The organism is Pantoea sp. ABR1s (assembly GCF_057812235.1).
In genome coordinates this window covers 686,571-710,178 of record NZ_CM173823.1, presented here as the reverse complement: position 1 = coordinate 710,178, position 23,608 = coordinate 686,571, and the positions used below count along the sequence as shown (strand labels likewise).

The 23,608-nt window shown below is 58.9% G+C and carries 18 protein-coding genes; 4 read left to right on the top strand and 14 right to left on the bottom strand.

The features are described from left to right. Positions 1–232: 232 nt before the first annotated feature. The 4 genes from prfC to ACXKZD_RS03370 all read right to left on the bottom strand — a co-directional run bounded on the left by prfC (position 233) and on the right by ACXKZD_RS03370 (position 4,352). A complete protein-coding gene (gene prfC, locus ACXKZD_RS03385) occupies positions 233–1,819 on the bottom strand; it encodes a peptide chain release factor 3 (protein ID WP_010671098.1) in 1,587 nt (528 codons plus the stop codon). 293 nt (positions 1,820–2,112) lie between these two features. Continuing rightward, on the bottom strand, positions 2,113–3,216 hold the full coding sequence (locus tag ACXKZD_RS03380; protein WP_010248978.1) for a M20 peptidase aminoacylase family protein: 1,104 nt from the start codon (positions 3,214–3,216) through the stop codon (positions 2,113–2,115). Positions 3,217–3,220: 4 nt separating this feature from the next. After that, positions 3,221–3,694 carry a YjiG family protein gene (locus ACXKZD_RS03375; RefSeq protein WP_010248980.1) on the bottom strand — a complete coding sequence of 158 codons (474 nt, stop codon included), beginning with the start codon at positions 3,692–3,694 and terminating at the stop codon, positions 3,221–3,223. Further along, positions 3,684–4,352, bottom strand: a complete 669-nt coding sequence (locus ACXKZD_RS03370; protein ID WP_010248983.1) for a nucleoside recognition domain-containing protein — start codon at positions 4,350–4,352, stop codon at positions 3,684–3,686. The genes ACXKZD_RS03375 and ACXKZD_RS03370 overlap by 11 nt, the downstream gene beginning before the upstream one ends. A 489-nt stretch (positions 4,353–4,841) precedes the next feature. On the opposite strand from ACXKZD_RS03370, the gene ftnA reads away from it, so the two are divergent. Further along, a complete protein-coding gene (ftnA, locus tag ACXKZD_RS03365; protein WP_010248984.1) occupies positions 4,842–5,348 on the top strand; it encodes a non-heme ferritin in 507 nt (168 codons plus the stop codon). A gap of 60 nt (positions 5,349–5,408) precedes the next feature. Here ftnA and ACXKZD_RS03360 read toward each other — a convergent pair whose 3' ends face one another. Together ACXKZD_RS03360 and ACXKZD_RS03355 are read right to left on the bottom strand one after the other, a co-directional pair. Further along, positions 5,409–7,772 carry a glycoside hydrolase family 31 protein gene (locus ACXKZD_RS03360; protein ID WP_488981864.1) on the bottom strand — a complete coding sequence of 788 codons (2,364 nt, stop codon included), beginning with the start codon at positions 7,770–7,772 and terminating at the stop codon, positions 5,409–5,411. Between the two features lie 10 nt (positions 7,773–7,782). Further along, positions 7,783–9,093: an MFS transporter gene (locus tag ACXKZD_RS03355; protein ID WP_010248988.1), complete on the bottom strand. Its 1,311-nt coding sequence runs from the start codon at positions 9,091–9,093 to the stop codon at positions 7,783–7,785. On the opposite strand from ACXKZD_RS03355, the gene ACXKZD_RS03350 reads away from it, so the two are divergent. Together ACXKZD_RS03350 and ACXKZD_RS03345 are read left to right on the top strand one after the other, a co-directional pair. Continuing rightward, entirely contained in the window at positions 9,065–9,319 is a 255-nt protein-coding gene (locus tag ACXKZD_RS03350; protein WP_010671102.1) for a hypothetical protein, read from the top strand. The genes ACXKZD_RS03355 and ACXKZD_RS03350 overlap by 29 nt on opposite strands. Further along, positions 9,316–10,380: a LacI family DNA-binding transcriptional regulator gene (locus ACXKZD_RS03345; RefSeq protein WP_010248992.1), complete on the top strand. Its 1,065-nt coding sequence runs from the start codon at positions 9,316–9,318 to the stop codon at positions 10,378–10,380. The genes ACXKZD_RS03350 and ACXKZD_RS03345 overlap by 4 nt, the downstream gene beginning before the upstream one ends. Before the next feature lie 41 nt (positions 10,381–10,421). Here ACXKZD_RS03345 and ACXKZD_RS03340 read toward each other — a convergent pair whose 3' ends face one another. From ACXKZD_RS03340 to ACXKZD_RS03315, 6 genes are all read right to left on the bottom strand, one after another. Continuing rightward, positions 10,422–13,271 (bottom strand): sensor domain-containing protein, encoded by a 2,850-nt coding sequence (locus ACXKZD_RS03340; protein WP_488981863.1) that lies wholly within the window; start codon positions 13,269–13,271, stop codon positions 10,422–10,424. 178 nt (positions 13,272–13,449) lie between these two features. After that, complete coding sequence (locus ACXKZD_RS03335; RefSeq protein ID WP_488981862.1) at positions 13,450–14,538, bottom strand: MBL fold metallo-hydrolase; 1,089 nt, start codon at positions 14,536–14,538, stop codon at positions 13,450–13,452. Further along, positions 14,526–16,265, bottom strand: coding sequence for an ABC transporter permease (locus ACXKZD_RS03330; RefSeq protein ID WP_488981861.1), 1,740 nt, complete (start codon positions 16,263–16,265; stop codon positions 14,526–14,528). The genes ACXKZD_RS03335 and ACXKZD_RS03330 overlap by 13 nt, the downstream gene beginning before the upstream one ends. A 2-nt stretch (positions 16,266–16,267) precedes the next feature. Then, entirely contained in the window at positions 16,268–17,269 is a 1,002-nt protein-coding gene (locus tag ACXKZD_RS03325; RefSeq protein WP_010248999.1) for an ABC transporter substrate-binding protein, read from the bottom strand. A 15-nt stretch (positions 17,270–17,284) separates the two neighbouring features. Next, the gene (locus ACXKZD_RS03320; RefSeq protein WP_061703101.1) at positions 17,285–18,352 is read right to left on the bottom strand and encodes an ABC transporter ATP-binding protein; all 1,068 of its coding nucleotides are present in this window, start codon (positions 18,350–18,352) and stop codon (positions 17,285–17,287) included. Positions 18,353–18,485: 133 nt separating this feature from the next. Next, entirely contained in the window at positions 18,486–19,085 is a 600-nt protein-coding gene (locus tag ACXKZD_RS03315; protein ID WP_010249001.1) for a cupin domain-containing protein, read from the bottom strand. Between the two features lie 330 nt (positions 19,086–19,415). Here ACXKZD_RS03315 and ACXKZD_RS03310 point away from each other — a divergent pair, with 330 nt between their 5' ends. Then, a complete protein-coding gene (locus tag ACXKZD_RS03310) occupies positions 19,416–19,898 on the top strand; it encodes a YlaC family protein (protein WP_010249002.1) in 483 nt (160 codons plus the stop codon). Here the strand turns inward: ACXKZD_RS03310 and ACXKZD_RS03305 are convergent. Together ACXKZD_RS03305 and ACXKZD_RS03300 are read right to left on the bottom strand one after the other, a co-directional pair. Continuing rightward, a complete protein-coding gene (locus ACXKZD_RS03305) occupies positions 19,895–21,298 on the bottom strand; it encodes an aminotransferase-like domain-containing protein (protein ID WP_187494938.1) in 1,404 nt (467 codons plus the stop codon). The genes ACXKZD_RS03310 and ACXKZD_RS03305 overlap by 4 nt on opposite strands. 125 nt (positions 21,299–21,423) lie before the next feature. Continuing rightward, the gene (locus tag ACXKZD_RS03300; protein WP_488981860.1) at positions 21,424–23,595 is read right to left on the bottom strand and encodes a bifunctional diguanylate cyclase/phosphodiesterase; all 2,172 of its coding nucleotides are present in this window, start codon (positions 23,593–23,595) and stop codon (positions 21,424–21,426) included. Between the last annotated feature and the right edge of the window lie 13 nt (positions 23,596–23,608).

The window sequence follows — 23,608 nt, the reverse complement described above, 5'->3', positions numbered from 1 at the left end:
CACCCAAAAACTGTGGGCGCAACAGAGGCACAGGTGCCGCTGCGTTACAGGACGTAAGGACAAGAGAAGTCTCTTCCGCCGTCCGATAGAGTAATCATAGACGGCATTTTGCAATTTGCCTGGCTAACTGGTTGATCACACGTCAAAACAGAAGAAAAACGGGGTTTTTAGGAGGAGTCTGGAAGGAGGAAAACAGGGCCACTCCCAGCTGGAATGGCCCGGAAACAGGCGATTAGTGCTCGCGCGTTTTGCGGAAACGGACGTCAGGGTAACGTTCCTGCGTAATATTAAGATTAACCATGGTTGGCGCGATATAAGTCAAATTATTGCCGCCATCGAGCGCCAGGTTAACTTCGTTTTTACGCTGGAAGTCCTCAAACTTTTTCGCGTCGCTGCATTCAACCCAGCGCGCCGTAGAGACGTTGATCGCTTCGTAGATCGCTTCGACGTTATATTCGCTTTTCAGACGGGCAACCACCACATCGAACTGCAGCACCCCGACCGCGCCCACGATCAGATCGTTGTTATGCACCGGGCGGAACACCTGTACCGCACCCTCTTCCGACAGCTGAACCAGCCCTTTCAGCAGCTGTTTCTGCTTCAGCGGATCGCGCAGACGAATACGGCGGAACAGCTCTGGCGCGAAGTTCGGAATACCGGTGAACTTCATGTTTTCACCCTGAGTAAAGGTGTCGCCAATCTGAATGGTGCCGTGGTTATGCAGGCCGATGATATCGCCAGGATACGCTTCTTCAACGTGCGAACGGTCGCCCGCCATAAAGGTCAGGGCGTCGGAGATCACCACATCTTTGCCGGTGCGCACCTGACGCAGCTTCATCCCTTTTTCATATTTACCGGACACCACACGCATAAAGGCCACGCGGTCGCGGTGTTTCGGGTCCATGTTGGCCTGGATCTTAAACACGAAGCCGGTGAACTTCTCTTCTTTCGCTTCTACCGTGCGGGTGTCGGTGTCACGCGGCATCGGACGCGGTGCCCATGCCACCAGGCCATCCAGCATATGGTCAACGCCAAAGTTACCCAGCGCGGTGCCGAAGAAGACTGGCGACAGTTTGCCGCTCAGGAAGGCTTCCTGCTCAAACTCGTGCGATGCGCCCTGTACCAGCTCCAGCTCTTCACGCAGCTGTGCCGCCAGATCGTCACCGACTGCGGTGTCGAGGTCCGGGTTGTTCAGCCCCTTCACGATGCGGACATCCTGAATGGTGTGGCCTTTACCGGTCTGGTAGAGATAGGTCTCATCTTTGTAGAGATGATAAACCCCTTTGAACAGTTTGCCGCAGCCGATAGGCCAGGTGATCGGTGCGCAGGCAATTTTCAGCTCGCTTTCCACCTCATCCAGCACTTCCATCGGGTCGCGGATGTCACGGTCAAGTTTGTTCATAAAGGTCAGGATCGGCGTATCGCGCAGACGGGTAACTTCCATCAGCTTACGGGTACGATCCTCGACGCCTTTAGCGGCATCAATCACCATCAGACAGCAGTCAACCGCGGTCAGCGTACGGTAGGTATCTTCCGAGAAATCTTCGTGACCCGGGGTATCCAGCAGGTTCACCAGGCTATCGCGATAGGGGAACTGCATCACCGAGGTCGTAATGGAGATACCACGCTGTTTCTCCATCTCCATCCAGTCCGACTTAGCGTGCTGGTTAGAGCCACGGCCTTTTACCGTACCGGCGGTCTGGATAGCCTGTCCGAACAGCAACACTTTTTCGGTAATGGTGGTTTTACCGGCATCCGGGTGCGAAATGATCGCGAAGGTGCGGCGGCGTGCCACCTCTTCTAAAAAGGGATTAGACATGGAATTCTTCTCAATAGGCAGCGCAATTTACTGGCGCTGCTGATAAATCACGGTGGCCGGCAGAACCTTACCGGCGGGTAAACGGTGCCAAAAACGATCTTTCATCGTTGGCGGGTCAGCGCGAAGTTACATTGGCGTGAATTCCGGTTACCTGGTCAGCTTTAAGGCGGCATAGCATACAATATTTTGCGCGCGCGGCCTACAGGGAGAGGGGCAGGATTTCAGGGGCGGGGAATCGGGGAACGGTGGATGCCACAACAAAGCGGGACGGGTCTGCACCCGCCCCGCCTCCGTTATCCCAGCACCTTTCTGACGCAGGCTTTGAAGATCTGCACACCAATCTCCAGCGAGTCGAGATCAAAATGCATGTCGGGATGATGCAATCCGGGCGTCAGGTTGGTGCCCAGCCCCCAGAAGCCCGCTTTTACACCCGGACGCTTCACCGGATAGTAGAAAAAGTCCTCGCTGCCTGGCGTGGTCCGGGTTGACAGCGCGCCCTCTTCGCCCAGCACCTCGACGATCGCGGCGCGGATCACCGCCGTCGCCTCATCATCAATCTCGGCGGCGGGCATCTCTTTTAATACGCGGACCTCGGCGCTGGCACCCAGTGCCGCCACGCTGTGAGTAATGGCGCGCGTGACCTGCTCTTTCAGCAGCGTCATCGGCCCGTTCTCCTGCGAACGCAGATCCCAGACTACGCGGGCTTCATCCGGCACCGAGTTGGTGACACCGGCGTCGCACAGGAAGCGGGTCGCTTTGACGCTCCAGGTCAGGCCGGGCGAGAGGTGGATGGCGTTGACCGCCTGAACCGCCTGTACGGCAGCATCCAGCGCATTCACCCCAAGGTGCGGACGCGCCGCATGGGCGGGCTGGCCTTTGATGGTCGCTTCCAGCGTGCTGCAGGCTGAGTAGAGCACCGCAGGCACCGCCTGTCCGACCACGCACTCCTCCAGCGGACGCAGATGGAACCCCAGAATCATCTCCACATCATCCAGTGCGCCACCTTCGATCATTGAGAGCGCACCGGCGCCCAGCTCCTCGGCGGGCTGGAACAGGATCTTCAGCCGGCCACGTTTCACCGCGCCCTCCTGCAGCAGAGCCGTCGCCGCCGTCAGCACGACCGAAGAGTGACCGTCGTGACCGCAGGTGTGGCGCGCACACGGCACGCCATCAATGATGTGCCCCAGCGCATCCATGTCCGCGCGCAGTGCCAGCACCGGACCCGGCACACCGCTGTCGATCTCGGCCACAATGCCCGTGGTGTTATTGATATTGCGCGTCACCTTCAGGCCCGCTTTCTCCAGCTGATCGGCGATGTAGGCCGAGGTTTTCACCTCCTGAAAACCCAGCTCCGGAATTTCGTGTAAATAGTGGTAATGCTCTAATACCTCAGACACAGAGTTACTCCTGAATAAACAGACGCATAACAGACATTGCGATCAGCGCGTTGATGATGCTCACCAGCATCAGCAGCGGCCAGTATTTTTTTGGCACATCGGCCACGCCCAGCAGCCGTCCCATATATTGCAGCTGCGATCCCATCAGGAAAATCGCCGGGGCCAGAATCGTGATATCCGCCCCGGTCAGCAGCCCTTTGGTCAGCAGACTCACCGCTACGCCGGTACCCGCCGACGATGAGAGCCAGGCGGTGAGCAGCACCGTAATTGCCTCGCCCGGCAGGCCGAACAGCCCCATCACTGGCGCAAAAACGTGCCCGAGAAACTGCATGATGCCGAGCAGATTGAGCACTTCTGCCAGCACATAGGCCATCACCACATTTGGCATCAGGTTGTGAATGGCGATGTGAAAGCCTTTACGCGCGCCGGTCACAAACACATCAAAGGGATTACTGCTGGTCGTGATTTTATTTTCCATCGGCGAAATCCTTCTTATAAACACTGTTTAACACAGCGCGCGTTATCGCCGCACCGACAAATTTCAGCACGAACATTAATAACAGCGGAATAATAATCGGCAGCGTCATTGAGGCGAATAGCGCGGAGCCGATGGCGAAGTAATTATTGATTAAGCCGGCACCGGAATATTGCCAGGCACTCATCACCACCACCTCTTTTTTACCGATCTGTTTCTGGTCGGCCATCTCTTTGGTTAATGCCGCGCCCGCGTCGGTACTTTGCAGGTCGGTGATTAACGCCAGACCGCAATGGCCCGGCAGCCCCATCAGCGGCTTAAGCAGCGGCGTCAGCAACCGATGCGCCGCGCGAATCGCGCCGTAGTGGGTGAAGATTTCCAGCACGCCCAGCGCCAGCATCACCGTGGGCGTCAGCGACAGCGCAAACAGGAAACCCGCTTTGGCACTGAGTCCGCCTGCGCCAAGAAAGGTGTTGCTGGCGGGATCTTTCATGGTGCCAAAGCTGCCGCCCAGCGTGGTGAAGTCAAAGGCGCCCAGCCATGAAAGACCCTCGACGTTATAAAACAGCCCTGAGAAAAACAGGATGGCAAAAATTAACGCGACATAACTGCCTTTGGTCGCCGTCATTTTTACCGGACTAACAACACTTTCATCTGACATTATTTTCTCCTGATAACCTGGCTTGCCGCCTGTTCCCTGCCGTGGCAAGTTTCAATATATGGAACTGAGTTCTAAGCATGATTTATGCCAGAGCCGATTGGCGCGCGATGATTAATGGCCCTGCTGTCACCTCTGGGCGTTTAATCCACGCCATGCCTGTTATGGCTCTGCGAAATATCTTTTTCTGACGGCAACGTGATATTTCCGGCGCGTCATCAAATGACCGCTATTTCTCCAGCTTCAGCGGCGATTGCACCAGCAGGATAGCGACCGGGCGCACTATCATGGTGCTGAAATTCTGATTTTGTTGCCCGATAAGGAGTGATGCAGAATGAGAATCGCTCGTATTCAATTTGTGAAATAATTCTATTTAAATCAATCAGATAAATTAGCTGTTTTTGCGGAAAAGCCTTCGCTTTACTAACATATTTGATGCATAATTCACCGACTATACCTGTTTATTTAACATCTTCTTAAAAGGACTCGGCCATGCTGACTGCTGAAATGACTGGGCGTTTAAACGACCAGCTGAACCTGGAATTTTTCTCTGCCAATCTTTATCTGCAAATGAGCGCCTGGTGCAGCGACAAAGGCTTTGAGGGTGCCGCTTCCTTCCTGAAGATGCATTCACGCGAAGAGATGCAGCATATGCAGCGTCTGTTTGATTACCTGAGCGATACCGGCGGCATGCCGGTGCTGGGTACCATCGCAGCGCCGCCAGTTTCTTTCACCTCGCTGAATGAAATTCTGCAGCAGGCGCTGGAGCATGAGCAGCTGATCACCAGCAAAATCAATGAACTGGCCCATGCTGCCATGACCTCACAGGATTACTCTACTTTCAACTTCCTGCAGTGGTATGTTGCCGAGCAGCATGAAGAAGAGAAGCTGTTCAAAACCGTGCTGGATAAACTGGCGCTGGTCAGCAACAGCGGCAACGGTCTGTTCCTGGTCGATAAAGATCTGGGCCGCATGAGCACCGAGAACCACGCAGAATAATGTTTATCGGCCCCTTTTCGGGGCCGATCTTATTGCCGTCTTGCTGACACCACTGCACCGCTATTCCAGCCGGTAACTCGCGGCTTTCCCGCCATTCACCCACAGTTCACGGCTTTCACCCGCAGGCAGTAACAGCGCGATCTCCCGCCAGGCTGGCTGGTAATCTCCACGTTTTTCCACCGTCAGCTCGATACGCGTGGCGCTGCTGCAGAGCGTCCAGCGAAGCCATAGCGCATTACCCTGCTGCCAGCCGTGGCTCTCGCCATCGTCATCAAACATTTCGCCTTGTGTCTGCACGCCTTCGGGGGCAGGCCATAGCTGCCATTGCCGCACCGTATCACGCCGCGCATCGGTGGTGCTTTCGCACTCGCCCAGCGGGATCACCGCACCGGCCCTTACCAGCAGCGGCAGCCGATCCAGCGGCGCATCCAGCGTGATGGTCTCGCCGCCCGCAAACGCCTTGCCGTTGTGCCAGTCATACCAGCCGCCGCGGTTACGGGGCAGATAGACTTCACGACTGCGCGCGCCCTGCTCCACTACGCTGGCGACCAGCAGATCGCGCCCCAGCATAAAGTCATCACACTCCTGATAGGTCAGCGGATCCTGCTCGTGATCGAGGAAGGTCGGGCGCAGCATCGGCTCATCTTCCACGCTGGCCTGCCACGCCAGGTTATAGAGGTAGGGCATCAGGCGATAGCGCAGCCGGATCGCCTCGCGGATCATCGGCGTGACCTCCGGGTACATCCAGGGCTCGTTTACCGTGTGATCGTCATTCCAGGAGTGGATAGTAAAGCGCGGGTGCATAACGCCATTCTGAACCCAGCGCACAAACAGCTCGGCATCCGGCTTATCGCCCGAGAAGCCGCCGACATCGTGCCCGACGTTAAACAGCCCTGAGAGGCTCATCCCCAGTCCCATGCGGATGTTGTAGCGCAGGGTTTGCCAGCTGGTGCGGTTATCGCCGCTCCAGGTCTGTACATAGCGCTGCATCCCGGCGCAGCCGGAACGGGAGATCAGATAAGGGCGTTTGTCCGGTGCAAACTGCTGCTGGGCTTCCATTGAGGCGCGCATCATCAGCAACGGCATTACCGGCCGGATATGCTTGATGGCGATCGGCTGACCAAAACCGTGACAGCGCGCTTCGCCATCCCACACCTCATATTCGTTGTTGTCATTCCAGGTGGAATCGATGCCCTTTTCCAGCAGCTGCCGGGTGACATTATCCTGCCACCAGCGCACCGCCTGCGGATGAGTGAAGTCGAGGTGCGAGCCTTCATCGTCCCAGAACACCGAACGCTCAGGACGATCCTGCTCAGAGTCACGAATAAACAGCCCCTGCGCAGCCACTTCCTGATAGCGCGGATGATCCTGCAGCAGGCAGGGTTTGATGTTGGCCGCCAGCTTCATTCCGGCAGTATGAAACGCGTCGCTAAGCGCATTGGGATTCGGGACTTTGTCGTAGTTCCAGTTGAAAACGTAGCGCTTGTTGTTAATCGAGGTGTAACCCGAAGAGAGCTGGAACGAGTCGCAGGGAATTTCATGCTCGCGACACAGACGGATAAAGGATTGCAGCTGCTGCTGCGCGTCGGGCGCGTCGGTGTAGTGCATGGTGGACCCGCTGTAGCCCAGGCTCCACTTCGGCTGAAACAGGGTGCGACCGGTCAGACGCACAAAGGATTTGGTGACGTCGAGCAGCGTCGGGCCCAGCATCATGTAGTAATCGAGATCGCCCGCCTCGGCGCGGTAGCGACGATAAGGGAGATGGTAGTTATCCAGCTCATTCCCCAGATCGAGCCAGCTGCTGCTCAGGTTGTCATAGAACAGGCCAAAACTGACGCCATCGCGCTGCGTCAGGGTAAACGGAATATGTTTATAGAGCGGATCGGTGCTGGCGGCGTTGTAGCCCATGGCGTCCAGATTACGCATCTCAAAACGGCGGTTAACGCGGTTCAGGTCGCCGCTCTTCTCGCCCAGGCCATAAACCCGATCCTGCGGCTGGCGACGCTGATAGTGCTCGACTCCATCACCGTGCGCATTGAGCAGATAGGCACCGGTGTGACGGTCGGCGGCCAGCGGCTGCCAGCTCTCACCATCAAACTGCTCCCAGCTCAGGCAGAGCGGCTGATGCACCGTGACACGCAGCCGTTGCGTGCTGATGCGCAACTGCTGCGCATCGTGTTCAACCTTAAATGCCGGCAGCGTAAAGCCATCCAGCGCCTCACGATCCCGCCCCTGCCAGGGCACGTCGTTGACAGGCGCAATGCTCCAGGTGCGGTTCAGCGCCAGCTCACCGTCGCGCTTCAGCAGCACGCGCATCAGCTTATCCTCCAGCACGTAAAGCCGCAGGAAGTGACGATCTTCGACCTTGAGTTCAACAAAGTGATCGGCCTGCTGATGCAGCGTCCAGTTCTTCAGGGTTTTCATCACGATATCCTTATGGGTTAGCAGGGCGCTGGCGGCGTTCGGCGACCAGCATCACCAGGAAAACGGCACCAATCAGGTCAAAGAAGCCCATCGCCACAAACAGCGGATTGAAGCCAATGGTATCGGCGGTGACACCGATAATCAGCGAGAAGATAAAGCTGGCGATCCAGGCGCAGGAGCCGCGCATGCCGTTGACCGTGGCCATCTGGCGGCGATCAAAACGCTCCACCACCAGCGCGCTCAGCATGCAGGAGATCACCTGATGGCCGAAGCCACCGACCGAGATCAGGGCGATCGCCAGCCAGGGATCTTTTACCAGCGTCATCAGCGCCAGGGAGACCATCAGCAGTGCGCCGGTCACCGAACTGGCGACAATCGAATTGACGCGGGTGAGACCAAACCAGCGCACATAGATTTTGGTCAGATAGCCGCTGGCGACGCTGCCGAGGTCGGCAGCCAGAAACGGCAGCCAGGCGAACATCACGATCTGCTTGAGATCCATGCCGCGCTCATTGGCCAGATAGAGCGGTACCCAGAAGCTCAGTACCGCCCAGGCGGGTTCTGCCAGAAAAGCCGGGATGGCGATGCCGTAAAATTTCTTCTCTTTACCAATCACTTTCAGCGCGGTGAAGAACGGCAGTTTTTCCCCGATCGCTTCGTTGTCCTGATTAATAAAGGCCCGCTCCTCATCAGAGAGACGAGGATGGCTCTCGGGCGAGTGATAGCCCCACCACCAGAGTGCAACCCACAGCAGGCCCAGCCCGCCTGTCAGCAGAAAGGCGCCCTGCCAGCCAAACGTTATGTGTGCGACATAAATAATCGGTGGTGCCAGCATGGCACCAATCGAAAAGCCGACGCCCGCCCAGCCCGCCGCGACCGGACGCTCCTTTTTCGGAAACCAGTCACCGATCGCTTTGGCGTTCGCGGGCGTTGCCGCCGCCTCAGAGGCGCCCATGACAAAGCGCAGCAATGCCAGATGCAGCCAGCTTCCTGCGCCGGCGTGCAGCAGACAGGTCACCGACCAGATCAGCGCACAGATCAGGAAGCCCATCTTCAATCCGATCACATCGATCAGCCAGCCGCAGATTGGCTGAAACAGGGTATAGGCCAGCTGAAACGCCGCCACCACCCAGGAGTACTGTTCGGTCGTCATGTGCAGACTGTTTTTAAGTTCCGGTGCCAGAATGCCGAGCGAGTTGCGGGTGATGTAGTTGACGGTTACACCCAGCAGGAACATTCCCAGCATCCACCAGCGTAAATTTTTAATCACGCGCACCGTGCGGGATGCACTGATGGGTTTGGTTGTTGATTCGAGGCTCATTGTGCCACTCCTGATTGCCATTGATGACGCACACCGCCTGCTGGCGTACCGCGTGTCCTGTAACGAACTTAGAAAAGTGCGAAACGTGGGTACAGACACTTTTTTGCAACGCTTTTCATGGCAGGCTGAATCCCGGCAGAAAATGGCACTGAAACGCTTATCTGACGCGATTCAGCAGGTTATGAAAAATTTTTCATCAGCAGATTTGAAGGCGATCACAGAATGAAACAAAGGCTGAAAGTAAGCGAAATTGCGGCACTCAGCGGCGTCTCCATCAGTACGGTGTCGCGGGTGCTGGCGGGTAAAGCCAATACCCGGCCCGCCACCCGTGACAAAGTGCTGGCCGTGGCGCAGCAACAGGGCGTGCTAAACAACCTGCACAGTGGTCGCCTGCTGCTGAATAACCTGATGGTTTTTGCCCCGCCGCGCGCCTTTGATGTACGCAGTGACATCTTCTACTACAAAGTGATTCAGGGGATCAGCCAGGCGGTGGAGCCGCATGAGGTGCGGCTGCGCTACTGCCCGCTGGAGGAGGTGGAAAGTGATGCCGCGCTGTTTATCGACAAGATGCAGCAGACCGAAGCGGCACTGCTGATCGGCATTGATGATGAGCATATTCATCAGCTGGCGGCGGAGATGAACAAACCCTGCGTGCTGATTAACGCCCGCGATCGCCGAATGCGCCTGCCTTCGGTCTCGCCCCATCATCAGCTGATTGGTGAATTCTCAGCGCGCTACCTGTTTGAGCAAGGACACCGGCAGATCCTGTCGCTGCATTGCTTACGCCGCTACACCATGGAGCAGCGATTGCAGGGGGTGCGCGACGCCTGGCATGCCATGAACCTGCGGTTTGACAGCCGCCAGCATCTGCTGACCCTGAACAGCTTCAGCAGCAATGAAGCGGCGGAGCGGCTGAGTGAATATCTGCGCCACTGCCCTGATGCGCTGCGCCCGACCGCGATTCTCGCCAGCGGTGATTATATTGCGGCGGGCGCCGTCACTGCGCTGGAGCAGGCCGGTCTGCGGGTGCCGCAGGATATTTCGGTGATGAGTATGGATGGCTTTAACCTGGCCGCTATCCACGATATTCCGCTGACCTCGGTGCAGGTGCCGCGTGATGAGCTGGGCGCAGCGGCAGTGAGAATGTTGCAGGAGATGCGACTGAATCCCGGCACGCCCACCGGCAGCCTGCTGCTGAATGGCAGGCTGGTGGTGCGCGAGTCGGTGCGGCGCATTCGCGATAATCTCAGCCATGCGCCGGTCCAGCAGCATGGCCTCTATGATTAACACGGTATGGATTAACACGGTATGGATTAACCCGGCGCGGATTAACCCAGCGTTTTCAGCCGCAGTTCCGACGGCTGAGGCCGTCCGAACAGGAAGCCCTGGAACAGGGTACAGCCCTCATCGCGCAGCTTAGCGAACTGCTCATCGCTCTCCACCCCTTCGGCAGTAATCTGGATATCAAGACTGCGACTCATGCCGGTGATGGCGCGGATAATCGCCAGCGCCTCGCGGCTGTCACCCATATCATTGATAAAGGATTTGTCGATTTTGATTTTGTCGAACGGGAAAGATCGCAGATAGCTCAGCGACGAATAGCCGGTGCCGAAATCATCCAGCGCAATCTGCACGCCCAGCGCCTTGAGATTTTGCAGGGTACGGATATTACCCAGCGAATCATCCAGCAGCACTGATTCGGTGATCTCAACCTCCAGCCGTGCCGGATCGAGACCCGACTCTTTCAGCGCGCCTTCCACCACCGGCACCAGCGAGCTGTTTTTAAACTGCAGCGGTGAGAGGTTGACCGAGACCGACTGCTCCCCTTCCCAGCTCGCCGCTTCGCGACAGGCTTCGTAGAGTGCAAACGCCCCCAGCATATGAATCAGGCCGGTCTCTTCAGCGATCGGGATGAAGTCGTTGGGCATGATCAGCCCGCGAATCGGATGATGCCAGCGCATCAGCGCCTCATAGCCAATGATGGTGCGGTTATCGCCGTTGGTGATGGGCTGATAGTAGAGCCGCAGATGCCCGCCGCTAATCGCATCGCGCAGATCGTTTTCTATCAGGCGTCGACTGCGCGCCACATCGTCCATCTCCAGCGTGAAATGCTCATAGCGGTTGCGACCGTTTCGTTTGGCTTCATACAGCGCCATGTCCGCACAGCGCAGCAGCTGCTCCGGCGTATTGGTGATGGTGGTGCTGAGCGCAATCCCCACGCTGAGCCCGACCGACAGATTATGGCCTTCAACGTTGACCGGCGGGCGAATCGCCTCAATCAGGCGCTGCGCCACAATGCTCGCCTCTTCATTACTGGCCACCGAAGGCAGCACGATGGCGAACTCATCGCCTCCGATACGCGCCAGAGTATCCTGGTCACGCAGCGCGTTACGCAGACGCTTAGCCACACTGCGCAGCAACTCGTCGCCAATCTGGTGGCCCAGCGCATCGTTCACATTTTTAAAGTTATCGAGATCAAGGCAGAGCGCGGCGGTCTGGCGCTGTATCTGACCGGCAGTGCGCAAAGCTTCACTCAGACGCTGGCGGAACAGAATGCGGTTCGGCAGGCTGGTGAGATTGTCGTGGTGCGCCATATGGTGAATACGGGCATCAGCAGCGCGCTGGTCAGTGACATCTTCCACCAGCAGCATCAGGTAGTTACGTCGCGCATCCTGACCGTTAATCGCGGTGGCGCGGGTATGCAGAATGCGTTCGCCGCTGGCGGTCATCAGCAACTGCTCACGTTCATGCATGCCCTCACTGCGCAGCGCAACATCCGCCAGATTATTAAAGTAATCGCTGAGTTCGGGCGACATACATTCGTGCGGGCGCTTGTTGACGATCAGCGATTTCGACAGGCCAAACAGCTGCTGAGTGCGGTCGTTAACCAGCAGGATCTCGCGGGTGATCGCATCTTCAACAATCACGCAGGAGGGAATGTTGGCGATGATATTATCCAGGAATTTAGAGAGCGCGGTTTTCTGGGTGCTCTGGGCTTCAGCCAGATCCCTGGCGCGCAGCACCTGCTGCTCCTGCTCACGGCGTTCCGTGCGGTCGCGGGTGATCTTAGCGAAGCCAACCAGCTTGCCGTCATCATCGTGGATCGCGTCGATGACCACATGCGCCCAGAAGGCGCTGCCATCTTTGCGGTAGCGCCAGCCCTCATCTTCAAAACGGCCGGTCTTAAGCGCGATACCGAGATTCGCTTCCGGGATGCGGTTCAGCCGCTCCTGGGAACTGTAAAACAGCGAGAAGTGCTGACCCACCACTTCATCCGCTTTGTACCCTTTGGCACGCTGCGCACCGGCATTCCAGTTCACCACCACGCCATCGACATCGAGCATATAGATGGCGTAATCGGTGACCCCTTCTACCAGCAGACGGAAACGCTGCTCCTGCTCCCGTTGCTGACTGCGGACGCGCTGCTGTTCGGTGCAGTCGCGGGTGATTTTAGCGTAGCCCAGCAGCTTACCCTGATCGTCGCGGATCGTGTCGATCACCACATGCGCCCAGAAGGCGCTGCCATCTTTGCGGTAGCGCCAGCCCTCATCTTCAAAGCGGCCGGTGCGATAAGCGGTTTGCAGGTTCTGCTCCGGGACACGGTTCAGGCGATCCTGGGCGCTGTAGAAGCGGGAAAAATGCTGGCCGACAATCTCTTCCGCCACATAGCCTTTGGCGCGCTGTGCCCCGGCATTCCAGTTCACCACGTTGCCGTCATGATCGAGCATATAGATGGCATAATCGGTAACGCCCTCCACCAGCAGGCGGAAGCGCATCTCCTGCTCCCGCTCTTTGCGCTGCTGCTCCTGCTGCTGAGTACAGTCGCGGGTTATACAGGCGTATCCCACCAGCAGACCGGCGTCATTGCGTATCGGGTCGATCGTCTCGTGTGCCCAGAAAGCACTGCCATCTTTGCGATAGCGCCAGCCTTCGCTTTCATGGTGTCCGTCAGTGGCAGCCATATCCAGCCCACGCTGCGGCAGGCCCCGGCGGCGATCTTCTTCGCTATACAACAGGGCAAAGCTGCAGCCAATCATTTCGTCTGGCGTATAGCCTATCGTGCGCTGAGCACCCTGATTCCAGCTGCCGATGATACCGTCAGGTTTTAGCATAGTGATGGCGTAATCATTCACGCTTTGTACCAGCATGCGATAGATGACCTCAGAGTTATTATCCATTGTGATTAGCCTGCTGCTCTGTAGCCGGATGACGGCTTAGGAATGTTCTTAATAGCGTGCGCAGACTACAGCCGAAAAGAGCTGAGATGACAAGCGCATTAAGAAGATTAATCAGTGTTTATAAGGGGTTTATCGGCAGCGGCGAGTAAATGTTCAATGACTCCGTGGCGGCGGCGCGTCAGGCGACCCGCTCCCAGCGCGAGGAGAGCGAATAACGGTGCTGCCAGCAGAGCATTGCCGGACTTTGGCTCATCAGCTGCTGGCACTCTTGCGGCGCGACAAACGCCGGGATCACTTTCTGGGCCGCCGTCTGTCTGATCAGCGCCAGCTGATCGTCGAGTGGCGGATGCACATTCCACGGCAGCCAGCGTGCCATGCCGGATTGCAGCATCTCAAAGGCACGAGTGCCGCTGGAAACGTGACTGCTGAAGATCAGACGAAAGTCGGGCTGATGGCTGAGCTGCGCCGCCAGCCCGCTGTCAGCCACCGCATCCGCCGCGACAATTACCGTATCCGGTCGCCAGCGGTCGGGTGTTGCGACGCGTAATAACCGGGCCAGCGCCAGCATCGCCGCGGCGGGCAGGCTGTTGAGCGCCAGCAACTGCGCCACCTCTTCGCGCACCTGGGGACACATCACCACCGGCAGCCCGCGAGCGCTGAGCTGCAGGGCCATCTCAGGGCCGCGCCCGTGCAGCGGCGCGGTGACCACGGCGCCCCCTTGTGCCGCCAGGGCCAGCACGTCGATCTGCTGCGCCAGTCGCTGATTGCGGTCGCCATAGGAACCATCGGTAATCAACAGCCGTGCGCGTGGCGGGCAATCAAACGGCAACAGCAGCGATTCGCGACTCCAGTCGCCCATATAGGTGATGCCACCCGCAATCGGCAGATGAAACCAGATCGATCCTGGCGAATGCCCGCTGCGACCGGTAAAGAGATTCAGCGGCCCCAGCGCGCACTGGCCGCGCAATGGCAGGATGCGTCGCGCCTGAGCCGGAACGCCACTTTCGCCCAGCTGCTGCCAGGTGATCTCACTGGCATAGACCGGCGGTGAACCGATGTCGGCCCAGCTATCCAGCGCCGCCGCGTGATCCACATGGGAATGGGTCAGGCAGAGCGCATCGACCTGGCCGATGGCGTCCACTGCGGGCCGGACGCCCGGCTCCGGCCCGGCACCTAAATCCCATAACAGACGGTATCCCTCTATCTCCAGCAGGAAAGCGGCCGGCAGTTTTCCGCCGATGCCGCTGATCACCGTCAGGCTTGCCATGGCAGGACTCCCTGCGGCAGACGCCGCGTCAGCCGTGAAGCCAGCAGCATTAAGCCCAGCACGATCCCAATCATCAGGCATCCGACCGCCGCCGCCAGCGGCGCCGATCCGCCTTCATCCAGGAAAATAATGGTCGGGCCAAGCGTCTGGGTTTGCGCGGTAACCAGCAGCACTGAAACCTGTATTTCATTCAGCGCGGTGAGGAACACCAGCAGCGCACCGGCCAGCACAGAAGGTGCCGCCAGCGGCAGCAGGATGTCAGTCATCCGCCGCATCAGACCCGCGCCGCATAAGCGCGCCGCCTCATCCAGTGACGGTTCGATTTGCGCGAACCCGGCCAGCGTCGGCCTTAACACCAGCGCCAGGAAATTGGCCAGATAGGCCGCGAGAATAATCCACACCGTTCCGTAAAGGGAAAATCCCAGCAGCGGCAGCGGTCGCAGGAAAAACAGCATCGCCGCCACGCCGGTGACAATGCCGGGCAGCGCATAGGTCAGCTCACTGGCGAATCCCAGCCCCCGCACCAGCCGGGTACGATGCCAGCTGAGAAAGAAAGCCAGGAACAGTGCCATGACGCTGAGCAGCAGCGCCGTCAGGCCAGTGAGCCACAGGCTGGTAAAGAACGCCTGCCGTATCGCCGGATAGCCCCACAGCGCCTGCTGAAAATTCTCCAGCGTCAGGGTTTGCCAGTTCAGAGCCTGGCCGAAACCGCGGGTTAAGGCGGTGGTCAGCAGGGCGCTGAGCGGCAGCAGCAAGGTGATCACCATCCACAGCCAGGCCATGATTTCGCCCGGCAGTCGCGCGCGCCGCAGCGGCTGGTGCCAGGGTCGTGGCGATCCGCTGACCCGGACATCGCGTCGTCCGCCCAGCCAGCCGCTAATCAGCATCCCGGCGAGGGTGATCAGCGCAATCAGCATCGAGTAGACGGCGGTATTGGGCAGCGCACCGGGGCCGAGGGTATTGAGCTGCTGATAAACCAGCGTAATCAGCGTCGGCACCCGCGCCGGAATACCCAGCATCGCCTGGATACCGAAATTCCCGACCGCAGCGACAAACGCCAGCGCCGCCCCGGCGAAGATCGCGGGGCGCGCCAGCGGCAGGATCACCGTGAACAGAATCTGCCGCGGTGATGCGCCGCTGATACGGGCCGCCTCCACCAGTTCGGCGGGGAGTCGACGCAGGCCAGCCCGCACCGTGAGGAACACCAGCGGCGCATTGTGCAGACCCAGCAGCAGTACCATGCCGGTCGCGGAATAGAGCGGTTGCTGACCGGGTGCCAGCCACGTCCCGCCCAGCGCATTCACCGCTGTGGCCAGCAGACTGCCCGGTGCCAGCGCCTGTATCCAGGCCAGCGCAGTCACCTGCGGCGGGATCATCAGCGGCAGGATAAAGGCGAATACCCAGGCCGCTTTGGCACGCAAATCGGTGAGCGCCACCAGCCAGGCGGCCACCGTTCCCAGCAGCAGCGACATCAGCGTTGCGCTGATGCCGATCGCCAGGGTATTCAGCGTGGCACTGAGCACCCGCCGGCTGGTCAGCAATCTCAGCAGGCGATCGCTATCCAGTATGCCATCCGGTGCCAGCGCGGTTCCCATCAGCCGGGCAAAGGGTGCCACCGACAGCAGGCCGATCACCAGCACCAGTATGCCCAGCACCAGCGGTTCCGCCCGCCATCTGCGATGCCTGGCGGCCTGGCCTCTTCGCCATTCGTTGCCCAGCACGCTCACGATCAGCCGCCAAACAGTTCAGTAAAGGTTTCGCGGACCTGAGCATCCTCGGCCACCGCTTGTGCCACATCCGGCGTCAGCAGCGTGATTTGCTCAATCGGCGCAAAGCCACCGGGTGCCGCCACGCGGGCATCGACCGGCCGGTTGCCCTGCTTCGCCACCAGCTGCTGTCCCGCTTCCGACAGCATGAAATCAACAAAGGCTTTGGCGGCCGGCAGATTATGCGCCGACTTCATGATCGCCACCGGCTCGGTCACATAGGAGACGCCCTCCTGCGGATAGACCAGATCGATGGGCGATCCCTGCTTTTTGGCGCGGATAATATCGGCATCCGTGATCACGCCATACTTATCCATGCCGCTGGCAACCGCTTTCAGCGCCGGTCCGTTGCCGCCCTGTGGCGCAATGCCGATGGCGGCCAGTTGCTGATAGAACGCCCAGCCTATCGACGGGGTATGGATATCGGTATGCAACTTATAGAGCGCCGCACCGGAATAGAGGGGACTGGGGACCGCAATCTGGCCTCTGTTTTCTTCTACTGCCAGCGCTTTCCAGCTACTGACCGGCTTCGCACGCTGGGTGTTATAGGCGATCACCGTGGCGATAATTTTGGTACCAAAAAAGGTTTTATCCGCATCGTAATAGGCAGGCTTCAGGTGGCTGACCGGGGCGGCCGGATATGAATAGAGCTGCCCCTCTTTCTTGAGCGCACCCAGATTGATCGCGTCGGCCACCAGCAGCACATCGGGTTTGACCTGGCCGCTCATCATTTCAGTACGCAGCACGTTCATCAGTTGAGTGGTGCCGTTGCGGGTCCACTCCACCTCCACCGCCGGATACGCGGCCTTAAACGCATCGATGGTCTGTTGCGCAATTTCAGGTGCCTGCGACGTGTAAACCACCAGCTTGCCGCCGGGCGCGTCGGCCGCCTGCAACAGGGTTGAGGCCGCGAGGCCCGACAGCAACAACAGCGCGTGAAGCGGAGTACGAAAAGCCGTTTTCATGGTTTCTGAAACCCTTTATGCAGGAAGAATCCAGCCGTCATCGACGGCGACGCCGACGGTGTCATCCACCGCCAGTAATGCAGCATCATTAAGCGTCAGCGACAGGCTGACATCCGGTTGATTAAGCGGTCGAAGGTTGATCTGATGGTAGCCACCGCGAAAGATGATGCGCTCAACGCGGGCGGTAAACTGCCGCTCTCCCTCAGCGGCGAGGTGAAAACTGACGCTATGGAAGCTGGCTTTGCCGTGCGGCAGCGGGCGCTGGTGAGGCGAGCAGCGCAGCAAAACCCGCAGCCCGCAGAGCGTGGCGGTTGCCTGACCCGGATCGAGCGGCTCAATGTCGCTGACCGGCAGCACCCGCCCCTCATCAATAAAGGTCGCCACCATCTCATTAGCCGGTTCGCGCCACAGGGTCTGCGGGCTGGCGAACTGCATCACTCTGCCGTGTTCGAGCACTACGATGCGGTCGGCCAGTGCCATCGCTTCGCGTTGATCGTGGGTGATATAGAGTAAGGTGGCGCCGCTGTGGCGATGGAAGCGGCGGAACTCCTCTTCCATGGTGGCGCGCAGATGGACATCAAGGTTAGCCAGCGGCTCATCCAGCAGCACCAGCGTCGGCCGTGCCACCAGGCAGCGTGCCAGCGCCACGCGCTGGCGCTGACCGCCGGAGAGATCGGCGGGTCGGCGGTCGGCGAAGCGATCCAGCCCGACCAGCGTCAGGGCCTGGGTGGTGCGCAGTTCGCGTTCTGCGCGCGCCACACCGTTCACCTTCAGGCTGTAGCCGACGTTCTCCGCGACCGTCATATGCGGCCACAAGGCGTAGTTCTGGAACACTACGCCGAGCTCGCGGGCTTCCGGCGGGAGGTGCAGCCCGTCTGCGGCAACCTGACGTTCACCGATGCGGATTTCACCGCTGTCGAGCGTTTCAAAGCCGGCCAGCAGGCGCAGCAGGGTGGTTTTGCCGCAGCCAGAAGGCCCAAGAACGGCGACAAACTCGCCCTGGTTAATCTGTAACGAAATCGCGTCCAGTACCGGCTGCGCGCCGAACGCTTTGCTCAGTCCGGTTAACGATATTGCCGCCATCTTACTCTGCCTTTGCCGTTAACATGCTGGGCAAAACGCTACGACAGTTTGATGACAGCCCGGTGACAGCCAGGCTTACGGGACGCGAAAGCCGGGCTGGCGGAGCGGCATCGGGGCGTGCTCGCCCCGTGGCTTACTGCTGGGCGGTGAGCGCCGCAATCGGCTGCCAGATCTCGGTTAATGCGCCCTCTTTGCCGGTAAAGGGATCCTGCGTCGGCAACGGCACTTTTTTCACCTGCTCCTGGGCCATTTTCAGCTTCGCGGGCTCATCGCGCAGCGTCTCCGGCGACATCCCGTGCGGATAGGCACCTATCACCATAAAATCTTCGCTGGCGCTGACCTGCCGATGGCCGACACCCGCCGGAATCAGGACTGCATCGCCTGCGCGCAGGGTCACCATCCGGCCACTGTCGCCGCCAAACAGCACTTCCGCCCAGCCTTCAGCGACGCCCAGCAGTTCATGGGTATTAGGATGATAATGGGTGTATGGGAAGATCGGATAGCGCCAGGCGGGTGGCCAGCCGTTCTCCTCAAAGGTTTTCTCAAACCACGCAGCGATCTCCTCCTCTTCCGGCACCACGCGCGGCCAGATAATCAGAGGTAACGGGTTATTGGGTACACCGCCCGACGGGCTGGCAAGCATCAGATGCTGAGGATTGTCAGAGGCCCCGGCCGAGAAGGTGCCAGCGGCAAAGGACATCATTAATAGCAGACTGGAGGATGAGGCACGCATACAGGTTCTCCGATGTTTTTCTAAGTGTGGCAAACCCGCGGCACAATGCAATGTGCGCCAGACGACACAATTGAGATAATTGACTGATATTGCTGACTAAAGCCAAATGTGTCGTTAACTATAGGGTCGGAGTGTGCCTGCGCGACAGAGGGTAGCGGTTCTTACTGCGGCAAAGTGTTGCAAAATGTCAGGCGGGAAGTCTAAAGGCGCAGCAGCCCGACGCCCCGGTCACTGTCGTATAAACTGTTATATAAAAAAAGCACAGATCTGTTTCTGATATGCTTGACTGTTATCTGTTGTAATAGCTAACAGATGACAGTGAGGTAACAAATGGACGCTATTAAACAAATCCTGATTGACGAGATCGCCCTGCTTAACCGCGAAGAACGTCGCGACAATTTGCCGCGTTTCAGCCTCTCGTTTCTGAAGAACCACCCTGGTCTCTGGGCAGTAATGTATCTCTGCTACGGCCTGTGCGTGGCGCTGATTTTCACCACCGAGATGCTCGGCTGGCCCGCCTTCTGGTTTGCCACCGTGTTTGTGCTGGTGATGAGTGTGCTGATGCTGCTGGATATCAACCCGAAATATCGCTTTGAAGATATCGATGCCCTCGATCTGCGTGTTTGCTACAACGGCGAGTGGTATTACATTCAGCCGGTGCGCGAACAGGCAATCTCACGCATTCTGTCGCTGCCTGAGACACCAGAACGCGTGAAGAGCGGTATCCAGCGTCTGCTGACGCAAAAAGGGGAAGTGGACTTCTATGATGTCTACTACCTGACCTGGGGCCATCAGGAAGCGGCGCGGGTTTAATCCGCCTGCCCTTCCGCCATCAGCTGACCCAGCTTCACGATTGCCGCCTCGGCCCGACTATCCCACGGCCAGGCGGTATTTAACCTGAAGCAGTGCCTGAACTGCTCACCTGCCGAAAACAGCTGCCCCGGTGCAATACTGATCCCCTGAGCCAGCGCCCGCTGATAGAGCCGGGTCGTATTGATGCTTTCCGGCAGCGTCACCCAGAGAAAATAGCCGCCGCGCGCTTCGCTGACCGTGGCCTGCGGCGGCAGCACCTTCATTAACGCCTGGCGCACCATCTGCTGTCGCTTCGCCAGAATCTGTCGCAGCCGCTTCAGATGGGTGTCATAACGCCGCGTGGCAAGAAAATCGGCCAGCGCCAGCTGCATCGGCGCACTGGTAGAGAGCGTGCTCATCAGTTGCAGCCGCTGAATACGCTGCGCATGCTGTCCCGCCGCGACCCAGCCGACGCGGAATCCTGCCACCAGCGACTTTGAAAATGAGCCGCAGTGCAGCACGTTCCCCTTGCGATCCCAGGCTTTCGCCGGCAGCGGCGGCGCATCACCCGCCCAGAGTTCGGCATAAACATCATCTTCAATCATCGGCACCTGATAACGCGCCAGCAGTGCGACCAGCTGCTGTTTGCGTTCCGGCGTTAAGGTTACGCTCAGCGGATTCTGCAGGGTGGTCATCAGCCAGCAGGCTTTCACCGGCCAGCGCTGCAGGGCTTCCTCCAGCTGGACGAGGTCGATGCCATTTCTGGCATCGACCGGAATCGCCAGCGCCTTGAGCTTAAGCCGCTCTATCGCCTGCAGCGCGCCATAAAAACTCGGCTGTTCAATCACCACATAATCGCCCGGCTCGGTCAGAGATTGCAGACTGAGGTTCAGCGCCTCCAGCGCCCCGCTGGTGATGACAATTTCATCCGGCGACAGGGTGATGCCCTGACGCGCATAGCGCTGCGCCAGCAGCTGTCGCAGCGTGGCGTTGCCGGGCGGCAGATTGTGCAGCGCATCGGTTGGGGTCAGATGATGAGAGACGTTAGCCAGCGAGCGCATCAGCTGGCGCTGCGGAAAGAGTGCGGGATCGGGAAAGGCGGAGCCAAACGGCACGATGGCCGGATCGCGCGTGGCCTGCAGCACATCAAACACAAAGTCGTTGATATCGACCTGTTCACTGATCGCCACGCTCAGCGGTGCGGGTGCTAAGGCACGCGGTGCAACGTAGTAACCCGACTGTGGACGGGAGACGATCCAGCCCTGGCTCTCCAGCAACTCATAGGCATGCAGCACCGTCATCAGGCTGACGCCCTGCTGCGCGACCTGCTGACGCAATGACGGCAGACGGGTGCCCGGCAGCCAGATGCCGGCCTCAATCTGCTGCTGAATCTCATCCATCAATCGCTGGTATTTCGCCACGGGTGACCTCTCCTTGTTTGACCGTGAATAGTCTGACCGCGAGACTTTACCACGCACGGCGACCAATGACAGGCGGCGCGAATCGCTTTATCCGATTGCGCTGATTCTTCACGGCTTCAGGCAGGTCAGATCACAGCGACCTGCGGCGTCAGCGGCTGCCCGGCTTCGGCTTCGGCTTCGGCTTCGGCTTCTGCATTCAGGCTCACTTCCGCAATCGCCTCTTCAATTTCCGCCACCACATAATCAGCCAGCTCCGGCACCCGCTCCGGGGGAACCGGCTTGCCCAGCAGATAGCCCTGCAGCGTATTACAGCCCAGGCTGGTCAGGAAGGCCTGCTGCTCAGCGGTTTCAACGCCTTCGGCCACCACTTTCAATTGCAGCGACTGCGCCAGCGCCACTATCGCCGACACGATGGTGGCATCTTCTGTGTGATGCTGCTGCAGCTCATTAACAAAGGCCCGGTCGATCTTGAGTTCACTGGCCGGTAGCCGTTTCAGATAGAGCAGGCTGGAGTAGCCAGTGCCAAAGTCATCAATTGAAGCTTTAACCCCGAGCTGGGTCAGCTCAGTGAGAATACGCACGCTCTCATCGGGATCGCGCATCGCAATAGTTTCCGTCACCTCCAGCGTCAGCAGTTCGGCCGGAATCTGATGTTTTTCCAGCGCATCCACCACCGTCTCCACCAGATTCGATTGCTCAAACTGCAATGCCGACAGGTTCACCGCCACCGACCAGTGCGGATGGCCCTGCAGATGCCACTGGCGCAGCTGGCGACAGGCTTCATAGATTACCCAGTTGCCGATATTGACAATCATTCCGGTCTTTTCTGCCATTGGCAGAAATTTATCGGGCGACAGCAGGCCGCGCTGCGGATGCTGCCAGCGCAGCAGCGCCTCAAAACCGAGAATCGGACCGCTCGGCGCGCAATATTTTGGCTGATAGAACAGGCGCAGTTCATCATGATCCAGCGCCTGCCAGAGATCGTTATTCAGCTGAAGCTGGCTCTGGGCCTGAATGTTCATTGAAGGCTGAAAGAAGGTGTAGCCGTTGCGGCCATTATTTTTGGTGTGGTACATCGCCGCATCGGCGTTGAACATCAGTTCGCGCTCATCCACGCCATCGCCGGGATAGACCGCGATGCCCAGACTCAGCGATACCACCAGCTCATAGCGTGAGATATCAAACGGACGATCCACCGCTTTGACCAGCTTATCGGCGATGGCCGCCGCATCATTGGGATCGTCGATCTCTACCAGCAGCACAAACTCATCACCGCCGAGCCGCGCCAGCGTGAAGTAGCCGGTCATCTGCTCGCTCATGCGCTCGGTCACGCCAATCAGCAGGCTGTCGCCAATGTGGTGCCCGAACGCGTCGTTGACCGCCTTAAACCCATCGAGATCCATAAACATCAGGGCAAACTGCCTCTGCTCACGGTTCGCTTTGTTAATCGCCTGCTCCAGCCGATCCTCCAGCAGGATGCGGTTAGGCAGCCGCGTCAGGTTGTCGTGCAGCGCCAGCTGTGCCAGCTCGCGATTGGCTTCAGCCAGCGAACTGGCGAGAATCGAGGTACGCGCCTGCATCCGCGCATCCAGCATCGACACCAGCAAGGTAATGCCCAGAATCGAAATAGTGACCACCGTGACCAGAATCGCCAGCCAGTTGCTGTTGACGCCCTGCCCGACCGGATGACTGTGGACGGGAAACTCTGCCGCCATCATGCCGGTGTAGTGCATGCCGGCAATAGCACAGCCCATCACCACCGATGCGCCAATGCGCAGCAGGGTGACCCGACTGGTCTGTCCTTCCCGCAGGTTAAACGCCAGCCACAGCGCGGTGCCAGAGGCGGCCAGGGCGATCGCTACCGACAGCGCCACCCAGCCCCATTTCCAGACGATACCGGGGGAGAACATCAGCGCCGCCATGCCGGTGTAGTGCATCGCGACTACGCCGCTGCCGAGGATCAGCGCGCCGCCCGCCAGGCGCGGCAAAGGCAGATCGCCATTGCAGACCAGCCACAGCGCAAATATCGACGCACAGACAGCGATGGCCGCAGAGAAGGCGGTGAGCCCGGCGTTGTAGCTCATGACCATCTCCATGTTCATCGACAGCATGCCGATAAAGTGCATCGCCCAGATGCCGATGCCCATGGAAAAACCGCCGCCGAACAGCCAGACCAGCGCAACTTTGCCGGTTGAATTCACTACCCGTCCCGCCATATCTAAGGCGGTGAACGAAGCCAGCATCGCGACAAGAACGGAGACGATGACGATAAAAGAGTCGTATGAGGTCGCTAACATAGTGCATTCCCGC

Excerpts from the sequence above, each read along its gene's own strand:
- prfC (WP_010671098.1), bottom strand. The coding sequence starts at position 1,819 with ATGTCTAATCCCTTTTTAGAAGAGGTGGCACGCCGCCGCACCTTCGCG.
- ACXKZD_RS03375 (WP_010248980.1), bottom strand. The coding sequence starts at position 3,694 with ATGGAAAATAAAATCACGACCAGCAGTAATCCCTTTGATGTGTTTGTG.
- ACXKZD_RS03370 (WP_010248983.1), bottom strand. The coding sequence starts at position 4,352 with ATGTCAGATGAAAGTGTTGTTAGTCCGGTAAAAATGACGGCGACCAAA.
- ftnA (WP_010248984.1), top strand. The coding sequence starts at position 4,842 with ATGCTGACTGCTGAAATGACTGGGCGTTTAAACGACCAGCTGAACCTG.
- ACXKZD_RS03360 (WP_488981864.1), bottom strand. The coding sequence starts at position 7,772 with ATGAAAACCCTGAAGAACTGGACGCTGCATCAGCAGGCCGATCACTTT.
- ACXKZD_RS03350 (WP_010671102.1), top strand. The coding sequence starts at position 9,065 with ATGGGTTTGGTTGTTGATTCGAGGCTCATTGTGCCACTCCTGATTGCC.
- ACXKZD_RS03355 (WP_010248988.1), bottom strand. The coding sequence starts at position 9,093 with ATGAGCCTCGAATCAACAACCAAACCCATCAGTGCATCCCGCACGGTG.
- ACXKZD_RS03345 (WP_010248992.1), top strand. The coding sequence starts at position 9,316 with ATGAAACAAAGGCTGAAAGTAAGCGAAATTGCGGCACTCAGCGGCGTC.
- ACXKZD_RS03340 (WP_488981863.1), bottom strand. The coding sequence starts at position 13,271 with ATGGATAATAACTCTGAGGTCATCTATCGCATGCTGGTACAAAGCGTG.
- ACXKZD_RS03335 (WP_488981862.1), bottom strand. The coding sequence starts at position 14,538 with ATGGCAAGCCTGACGGTGATCAGCGGCATCGGCGGAAAACTGCCGGCC.
- ACXKZD_RS03325 (WP_010248999.1), bottom strand. The coding sequence starts at position 17,269 with ATGAAAACGGCTTTTCGTACTCCGCTTCACGCGCTGTTGTTGCTGTCG.
- ACXKZD_RS03320 (WP_061703101.1), bottom strand. The coding sequence starts at position 18,352 with ATGGCGGCAATATCGTTAACCGGACTGAGCAAAGCGTTCGGCGCGCAG.
- ACXKZD_RS03315 (WP_010249001.1), bottom strand. The coding sequence starts at position 19,085 with ATGCGTGCCTCATCCTCCAGTCTGCTATTAATGATGTCCTTTGCCGCT.
- ACXKZD_RS03310 (WP_010249002.1), top strand. The coding sequence starts at position 19,416 with ATGGACGCTATTAAACAAATCCTGATTGACGAGATCGCCCTGCTTAAC.
- ACXKZD_RS03300 (WP_488981860.1), bottom strand. The coding sequence starts at position 23,595 with ATGTTAGCGACCTCATACGACTCTTTTATCGTCATCGTCTCCGTTCTT.